At 34.2% G+C, this 8,208-nt stretch carries 10 protein-coding genes and 1 pseudogene; 5 read left to right on the top strand and 6 right to left on the bottom strand.

The features are described 5' to 3' along the window. Window positions 1-206: 206 nt before the first annotated feature. Window positions 207-581: a VOC family protein gene (locus tag Q8G36_RS26890; protein ID WP_098937224.1), complete on the bottom strand. Its 375-nt coding sequence runs from the start codon at window positions 579-581 to the stop codon at window positions 207-209. 266 nt (window positions 582-847) lie between these two features. On the opposite strand from Q8G36_RS26890, the gene Q8G36_RS26885 reads away from it, so the two are divergent. The 3 genes from Q8G36_RS26885 (at window position 848) to Q8G36_RS26875 (ending at window position 2,164) form a co-directional block, all read left to right on the top strand. Beyond that, window positions 848-1,051: an alpha/beta-type small acid-soluble spore protein gene (locus Q8G36_RS26885; protein ID WP_034313264.1), complete on the top strand. Its 204-nt coding sequence runs from the start codon at window positions 848-850 to the stop codon at window positions 1,049-1,051. Window positions 1,052-1,406: 355 nt separating this feature from the next. Next, window positions 1,407-1,712 carry a PadR family transcriptional regulator gene (locus Q8G36_RS26880; RefSeq protein ID WP_090759874.1) on the top strand — a complete coding sequence of 102 codons (306 nt, stop codon included), beginning with the start codon at window positions 1,407-1,409 and terminating at the stop codon, window positions 1,710-1,712. Continuing rightward, window positions 1,709-2,164 (top strand): hypothetical protein, encoded by a 456-nt coding sequence (locus Q8G36_RS26875; RefSeq protein ID WP_305162859.1) that lies wholly within the window; start codon window positions 1,709-1,711, stop codon window positions 2,162-2,164. Before Q8G36_RS26880 ends, Q8G36_RS26875 begins: the two co-directional genes overlap by 4 nt. Window positions 2,165-2,549: 385 nt before the next feature. Here the strand turns inward: Q8G36_RS26875 and Q8G36_RS26870 are convergent. Further along, a pseudogene (locus Q8G36_RS26870) lies at window positions 2,550-2,708 on the bottom strand (transposase); the annotation flags it as partial. Window positions 2,709-3,012: 304 nt separating this feature from the next. Further along, the gene (locus Q8G36_RS26865; RefSeq protein WP_370694133.1) at window positions 3,013-4,446 is read right to left on the bottom strand and encodes a PLP-dependent aminotransferase family protein; all 1,434 of its coding nucleotides are present in this window, start codon (window positions 4,444-4,446) and stop codon (window positions 3,013-3,015) included. 117 nt (window positions 4,447-4,563) lie between these two features. On the opposite strand from Q8G36_RS26865, the gene Q8G36_RS26860 reads away from it, so the two are divergent. Further along, window positions 4,564-5,472, top strand: a complete 909-nt coding sequence (locus tag Q8G36_RS26860; RefSeq protein ID WP_305162863.1) for a DMT family transporter — start codon at window positions 4,564-4,566, stop codon at window positions 5,470-5,472. After that, window positions 5,447-5,890, top strand: coding sequence for a GNAT family N-acetyltransferase (locus tag Q8G36_RS26855; protein ID WP_305162857.1), 444 nt, complete (start codon window positions 5,447-5,449; stop codon window positions 5,888-5,890). Before Q8G36_RS26860 ends, Q8G36_RS26855 begins: the two co-directional genes overlap by 26 nt. Before the next feature lie 160 nt (window positions 5,891-6,050). Here the strand turns inward: Q8G36_RS26855 and Q8G36_RS26850 are convergent, their stop codons facing one another. The 3 genes from Q8G36_RS26850 to Q8G36_RS26840 all read right to left on the bottom strand — a co-directional run bounded on the left by Q8G36_RS26850 (window position 6,051) and on the right by Q8G36_RS26840 (window position 8,004). Next, window positions 6,051-6,500, bottom strand: coding sequence for a YrvL family regulatory protein (locus Q8G36_RS26850; protein ID WP_305162856.1), 450 nt, complete (start codon window positions 6,498-6,500; stop codon window positions 6,051-6,053). A gap of 458 nt (window positions 6,501-6,958) precedes the next feature. Continuing rightward, window positions 6,959-7,231: an HU family DNA-binding protein gene (locus tag Q8G36_RS26845; RefSeq protein WP_305162855.1), complete on the bottom strand. Its 273-nt coding sequence runs from the start codon at window positions 7,229-7,231 to the stop codon at window positions 6,959-6,961. Window positions 7,232-7,584: 353 nt separating this feature from the next. Then, window positions 7,585-8,004 (bottom strand): helix-turn-helix domain-containing protein, encoded by a 420-nt coding sequence (locus Q8G36_RS26840; RefSeq protein WP_305162854.1) that lies wholly within the window; start codon window positions 8,002-8,004, stop codon window positions 7,585-7,587. Between the last annotated feature and the right edge of the window lie 204 nt (window positions 8,005-8,208).

The following is an 8,208-nucleotide window of genomic DNA, read 5'->3' as shown; positions in this document are numbered from 1 at the left end:
TTCATTGTGAGACCTCCAAATAGATGTTTTGTCCTTTTTTAGCTGGCCAGCTTAGGACACATTCATCTTATCAAGAGGTCTTTTTTCGTTCAAACCTCATTTTCAGTTATTACAGGAATGCTGCCCCTTTAGTTCCATAGGAAAAGGAGCTGTTGATCAGCTCCTGGCATTGAAGTAAAGCACCCGTTAGTTTGCAATAAAAGTGTTTACTCTTTAATCCACTCTAACAATTCCATACGATTACCAAAAGGGTCGGAAATATAGAACCTTTTAGCTCCTGGAAGTTTATCGTCTTCAATAACATCAATCCCGTTTGTTACCAGATGTTTTTTTAATTCCTCTATATTTTCTATTTCAAAAGCAGGATGTGCCTTTTTGGCTGGATAAAATGGTTCTTCGATTCCTATATGTATTTGATAATTTCCAAATTCAAACCAAACCCCGCCACGTTTCTTTAATTCTTCAGGTTTTTCAACTTCGTCAAAACCTAAAATATTCTTAAAAAACTTTCTTGCAGTTTCCTCACTACCTTTAGGAGCAGCGAGCTGAATATGGTCAATTGATTTAAAAATAAAGGGCATTTATATCCTTCTCCTCTGACTTCAAATGGATATTAGTTTTGCTATTTCCAATTTTACGACAATTGGAATGATAAGGAAATTTAAAAGTTATTATTTATAACCATAAGTCTTCCTTATGGTTATAAATTTTTTGTTCTTCAACTAACCTGCCCCGATAGTTCCATAAGAAAAAGCTGCCTTAATTTATTTTAAATTCTATGTATATAACTCTTAACAATATCAAAACCTATGACTAGCAACACATTACATTCATAGGAGCTGACAACATGGCTAGAAATAACAACAATAATCAATTAGTAGTTAATGGTGCAGAGCAAGCTCTAGAACAAATGAAATACGAAATCGCTAGTGAATTCGGTGTTACACTTGGCGCTGATACAACATCTCGTGCAAACGGATCTGTTGGTGGAGAAATTACAAAACGTTTAGTGCAAATGGCTGAACAACAATTAGGCGGAAAAACTCGTTAATCGAAATCATATGTATCGTTAGGGATAGTGATTTGACTATCCCTATTTATAATTCTCCAAATCTCAAAAAAGAAACAGAAACATCAGTTGCTGTTATTTTGTTATGTCGCAGTACGAATAAACTACGCTTATTCAACTGATATGAACGAAACTGTCAACCCACCACACCCAAATGTTTTAAAGGGTATTCGGATTATCGTGTGGAACAGTCATTATTCTAAGCTAATGATTGTATCAACATAAATCGGATAATAGTGTGGAAAGTACAAAACTAATTGACATATATTTTTTTACGGCTTACTATTACGTTACACGTTATAACGTTTGGTGTAATAATTGAAAGGGGATGACAACTGTGAGTTCAACTGACCGATTTTCTGAACCAACTTTGTTTATCTTAATTAGTTTAGCTGAGGGGAACAAACATGGTTATGCAATCATGGAAGACATTGAAAATTCATACGACATTAAAATTGGACCTGGGACCTTATATGGTGCTATTAGTCGAATGGAGAAATTAAAATTAATTGAAGCTATTCCCTCAAAAGATAGAAAAAAGCCTTATCAAATTACTTCTGAAGGCAGACAGTATCTACAAGAAAAATTAAAGGAAATTGAAACTGTTACCAAGTTGGGATTTGAAAGGTTAGGTCTAATATGAAGTGGCTAATCCATCTGTATCCTAAAAAGTGGAGAAAACGCTATGAAGAAGAATTCTTATATATTTTGGAAAACAGGAATCTTTCTTTTAAAGAGGTAATTGATGTATTTATCAATGCCATGGATGCAAGATTTTTAAATTTAGTGGAGGGGATTATTAATATGGATAAGAAAATTCGTGATGTTATGCTTGGTTCTGTTTTAAACCGTTTCTTGATCATTGGTTCGGTAATATTTATAGGTACGTTCGGTGGATATTGGATTGGAAATAACACTCCCTCAATTTTAGAAATATCACCTAAATCATTACTGCTAATTGGTGTTGGTTTGGGACTTTTCATTGGTTATGTTGTTGGTGTTGCAAGAGGTATTATGCGAGTAATTAATGTTACCCAAAAAGAGGGTGTCTTCCTTCCTACTGGTAAATTAAAGTTCGATAAGTCGAACAGTTAAACACATCTTCAGTTTTCGTTGAGGTGAAGCAAAATAATGAAATACAAAGTTTTGAAAGATGTAAAAGTAGTGTCTGGTTTAATTTCGTCTATAATATTGTCAATTATTGCAATAATATTGGCAATATACAGTATTAGTTATTGGGTATTTTTTGTTGTGGTATCAATGGTGGTTCTATTTTTAAGTGTACACAGAGCTGATAAGATAATGAAAAATTGATAGTGAATATTCAGGTATTACTTTAGAAAGAATGAGCTGTTTAAACAGCTCATTCTCAGTTTGTAGACAAAAGGGGTTCGGAATTAAAAAATTCTGAACCCCTTTTGAAATTCCCTTTGAATTTTCGCCTAAAGTTAAGAGATTGGGGCTCTACGAGCCCACTATGTTAGGCCATTTTTGGACCTCGCCATGTCCAATTGGCCATCTTCTTTAAATTAATGGCAGCGAAAGTAAGCATCGCCTGCATCGACAATTTTTTAAGTCCCCTTAAAGTAGTCCAACGCATACCATGCTTTTCTTTTGCATCTGCGAATACACGCTTAATAACTCCCCCTTGTTAGGCTCTTATGTATTTATATTACATATTATACCATGGGGTTCATTGGGTTTCTTAATGAACTATCCTGCCCCGTTAGTTCTATAAGGGGCCCTACCAACAAAACGCGGAAAACATACGCTTAGAGAATTTTTAACTGAATACAATGGTAAGGAAATCCAAATATAAAAATCCTAATTTCTCGTTATTAAATTAACACAGAAAAATTAGGATTTATTTACTTCATTAAAGCGTCCTATAATTAAAAAATTCGAAAAAAGTATTCAAAAGAGGACATAAGTAATCCATGTCCTTATTGATTCTTAATGATTTCACTTAACTGAAATATGCCTATTTTAATTTCATCTAGCGAAGAAAAGCCAAAAGATAATCGTATAAACTGTCCTGATTGTTCTGCATAAATACTACCAGGGTTAAGAAGAAGACCTTTGGATAATGCTTTATCAAATAACCTTTTCACTTTAAACATAGGTTTTATTTTAATCCAAATAAAGAAACCACCTGTTGGGACATCCCATGTAGCATAAAAACTTAAATGTTTGTTCAAAGCTTCTAAAGCCGTACTTCTCCGAACTTTAAGCTGTTCTCTTACATTTTCAAGATGTCGATCATATAATCCACTGGATAACCACTCCGATGCAACGAGCTGAGACAACGTACTTGATCCATAATCCGATTGCATTTTTAAATCAGCTAATCGGTTAATAACTGATTCGGAGCCAACTACCCATCCAATTCGTAAACCAGGACTTAATGTTTTTGACAAACTACCAAGATATAACACATTCCCATAATTATCCAATGATTTCAACGGTTCTGGTGGTAGGGTATCCATCCATAAATCACGATACACATCATCTTCAATAACGGGAAGTTGTTCTCTTTCACAGTATTCAATGAGTTCCTCCCTTCTTTTCTTCTGCATTAACGTGCCTGTTGGATTATGAAAGGTTGGGATGGTATATAAAATACTCTTTCTTTTTTCCTTTATCTGATAAATTGAATCTACCTTAATCCCTTCCTTATCCATTGGTAATCCCTTCAACTCCATACCCATAGATTGAAAAACAGTCAACGAGTAAAGGTAAGATGGCACTTCTAAAAATACAGTTGACCCTCTTTGTAGAAGTCCTATTGAAATAAGATGTAAAGCCTGAAGTGCACCTGAAACTACAAGAATGGATGATGGAGATACTTCCATTCCTCTTATTTTTAGATAATCACTAATTGCTTGGCGTAACTTTATATTTCCCTTTGGTTCTTCATATCCAAAGGGTGTCAATTGTTTCGAAACCTTTTGTACAATGGACCTCATTTCTTCTAAAGGGAACATCTCTGGTGATAATTCTCCTTTACTTAATTGAATCAGATTATTATTAGATTCAGCTTCATTGATTTCTCGTACCGTTGAAACACTCGGTTTATGAATACCTAAAGTGACGTTTTCATTCCAATTGGTTGAGGATCGGTTTCCCATCAAAGTCCAAGTATTATTGGTAACAACAGTCCCCTTTCCTGCTTCTCCTTCTATCAGTCCTTCTGCCATTAGTTCTTCTAGTGCTGTTATGACTGTACTTCGATTGACATCAAACATTTTTGCCAGATGACGTTGACTTGGTATCCGACTACCTATTTCCCACTCACTCTTGGAGATTTTGTCTTTTATGAAATCAACAATCAATTTGTATTTTGGCTTTTTCATATGTACTCCTTTTTCCCATCCAATTTCAAATTGGTTGGTTTTTTTCTATCTAACCTGTTGAAGACATCTTACCAAAGTCATATTAAGATGAGAACTATCAGATTTTACTGGTTGGAATAAAACATAGGATGAGGTGTATTTATTTTAAATTTAAAACTTATTTTTGCTCATTTGATTACGATTATTCTATGGGCATCAGCATTCCCTGGGATAAGAGTTGCACTGACTGCTTATTCACCTGAACATGTGTCCCTTTTACGATTATTAATTGGATCATTAATATTGATTCTTGTTGCGGTTATTCAAGGTATTCGTTTACCAGAAGTAAAAGATGTACCAATAATTTTATTACTTGGTTTTTTAGGGTTTGCAGTTTATCAGACGGCACTAAATTATGGGGAACAAACGATTAGTGCTGGGGTTGCTAGTTTATTAGTTTCAACAACACCTATATTCACAGCTTTGTTGGCTTTTCTCTTTTTCCGTGAGAAGTTTGGATTTTGGGGATGGGTAGGCTCATTACTTGGATTTTCTGGTATGGCATTTATTTTTTTAGGTGGGTCAACTGAACGTTTTTCTTTCAATATCGGGATTATCCTCGTTTTAGTTGCATCCCTTTCAGAAAGTATTTACTTTGTTTTTCAGAATGTTTATTTAAAAAAATATGGTTTTGTTACTTTTACAATATACACGATTTGGTCAGGTACTATTTTCATGATGATATTTTCTCCAGGTCTTGGAGAGGCGATTATTCATGCTCCCATAGATATAACACTAGTGGTTATTTATCTAGGAATTTTCCCAACCGTAATTCCTTACTTTACTCTAGCGTATATTACCTCACGAACAGGAGCATCAGAAGCAACAAGTTCTCTTTATTTAACCCCTGTTATCTCCTTTCTTATAGCCTGGTTCTGGCTTGGGGAACTTCCAACTACTTATGCTGTAATTGGAGGACTTATAACGTTGAGTGGAGTCTTTTTGTCAAACATGAGCAAACACAAGCTAATAGGAGGAAATTCAAATGGAAATATATCAAGCTACGATTGAAGACTTAAAAGGAGTATCAAATTTATTTAATTTTTATCGTGTATTCTATCAAAAATCATCAGATTTGGATAATGCAAAAACATACATAAAAAAACGCTTAGAAAGTAAGGATTCTGTAATATTTGTTGTTAAAGACAAACAGGAGTATATAGGATTCACTCAACTTTATCCTACTTTTTCATCAATATCTATGAAAAGAGCATGGATATTAAATGACTTGTATGTAGCTGTACAAGCCAGAAAACAAGGAATAGGAGAAATGCTTTTACATAAAGCTAAAGATTACGCTATTCAAACTGGAGCTAACAGCATAAGCCTCAGTACGGCTCCTGATAATTACTCTGCACAAGGGTTATATGAAAAGAATGGATACAAACGTGATGAACAATTCTATCACTATGAATTAAGTTTAGATTAAGAAACAAGGGCGCTTCTATAATTAAAGAAACATTAATAGAAAAAAGTGTTTGATTTTGTAAAAATCAAGCACTTTTTTCTGTATTTCATTTCATAAAACACGATCAACAGATTAACCTAAGGTACAAAAAATCCCCAATATACTTAGTTGAATTTTTTTATTAGGAGATTTCCTTATCATCGTCGAAAACAATTTCTATTATTGCAAGTAGCAATGCAATAATAATCTCTGTTTTCAAGGAAATTGTAATACTTTTCATAAACTCATCCACTGCGAACAGGACTAGCCAGTTCGATATGCCTTCAAAACTGATTCGGATAAAAAATACTTTAATTTTCCCTGTTATATTTCGGACAGACAGCTTGAAAATTGCTTTGGAAAACAATTCGACAATGATTCCTAAAGTAAAGAAACTGACAACAAAAACAATCAATGACCAGATAGATTCATATTGAACGCCGAACAGTTCAAAAACCCCTGCTAGTCCAAAGAAATAAAGCCCCAATACAAAGCCCACTACCAGGGTAATGAGAAATGCTAATCCGGTAACTGTTGCCATCTTTTCTTTAATATTCATATTACGAAATGAATCATTTTTATTTTCTGGCATAGGTCTGTTTCTCCTCTGTTAGATCTCTTTACTTCTGAATACCTAACTTATTTTACCAATAACAAATCTTTTTAGAAATATCTCGTACCGTTCGACTACACAACGCTTATTGAACTATCCTGCCCCGTTAGTTCATTATAGAAAATCTGCCTTAAAGACGATCCGACCTTCAGCTAAGGTAACCGTTAGTTCATTAAGAATCACCATTTACATAGAAGGAAGATACACTCTCCATTCTTTCCAAGCTTTAAGATAGCCACTTAAGTCATGCGGGTGAACTCTAATACAAACGCCTATACGTGTGTATACAAGGGGTGGAGTTGACGTCAAGACCCATAGCATTTAACCTATATGAAAACCGATAGGATAGTAAAAACCTAACACTTTACATAAAGAAAAAAATACTCTGGAGGAATATCTCATCCCCAGAGTATTTTTACACTTACCAACTATGACTTTTATTTAACGGCCTCTTTTAATTCCTTACCTGGTTTAAAGGCAGGAACTTTGGAAGCTGCAATTTGGATTTCTTCTCCTGTTTGTGGGTTTCTACCCGTACGAGCTGCTCGGTCGCGCACTTCAAATGTGCCAAATCCAACTACTTGGATTTTTTCCTCTTTAGCGAGCGTATTAGAGATCGCTTCAAACAATGCATCGACTGCTTTTTTCGCGTCTCCCTTTGTTAATTCAGCTTGTGTTGCCACAGTATTTACTAAGTCTGTTTTGTTCATAGTCAAGCACCTTATCCTTTATTCTTATTTTATATGTAGAGATGACACCATAACATATCTTTTATATGTCTGTCACTTGGTAAGTTAGACGAAAGGAAGCCAAATCCCTGTAATGATTACTAAGAATAGCTCCTTGGCGAAAGTCGATAATATTATGTAAACTAAAATTGAATATGATATACATAGTGATTTGTAGTCTTAAGAATTCGTCTTTTTTACAAACACCCCTAGGATTAGGCATGCTGCACAAATAACTAAAATAGCAAGTTGGCTCAAAATTACACCTCAAATCATTCCTTCAAACTTTAAAAGGACAAACATATGCTTTAAACAACAGCTTTTTGCTTAAAACTCTACTGCTCGTTAAAATCTTTCTTTACATTCCAAAATATCTTTTTTAAGTCTTCATAAAACGCCATTGTCAAAAATCCCAAAATGGTAATACCGATAGAATAGGAGCCTAAGTCAATGAAAAGGCCAAAACATACGAATATAATACCTATATAGAAGCCAGGTCCTGTAAGATCATTCTCCTTTTTTTTATCCTCATCAATACTTATTTTTTTTTGAAATGTACGATCATTTTTAATCAGCTCATCTAATGTAACCTCATATAGTTCGCTTAACTTTATAAGATTCTCAATATCAGGATATCCCTTATTGTTCTCCCACTTATAAACTGCCTGTCTAGATACATTCATTTCTTGAGCTAGTTCTTCTCTAGACATGTTCTTTTGTACTCTTAACTTTTGCAACTGTTCTCCCAGTTCCATATACCCTCACCTCCTAGTACCACTTTATAACAATTATGGAAAAACAGCCACAAACGCTTAGTAATATGGTGTAAACATTGGTTTACATAAAGAAAATCATAGGTAGTACAGTAGTTATTTAAGGCATTGAGCATTTCCGTAATTGTCCGAACTTTGTTTTGCCTACTTTATTTGTTACCTGCTTTTAATGGAATTTGTTTTTTA

The sequence above is a fragment of the Peribacillus frigoritolerans genome (assembly GCF_030676415.1).
In the GTDB taxonomy this organism is placed as follows: domain Bacteria; phylum Bacillota; class Bacilli; order Bacillales; family DSM-1321; genus Peribacillus; species Peribacillus frigoritolerans_A.
This window is presented reverse-complemented; position numbering and strand designations above follow the sequence as displayed.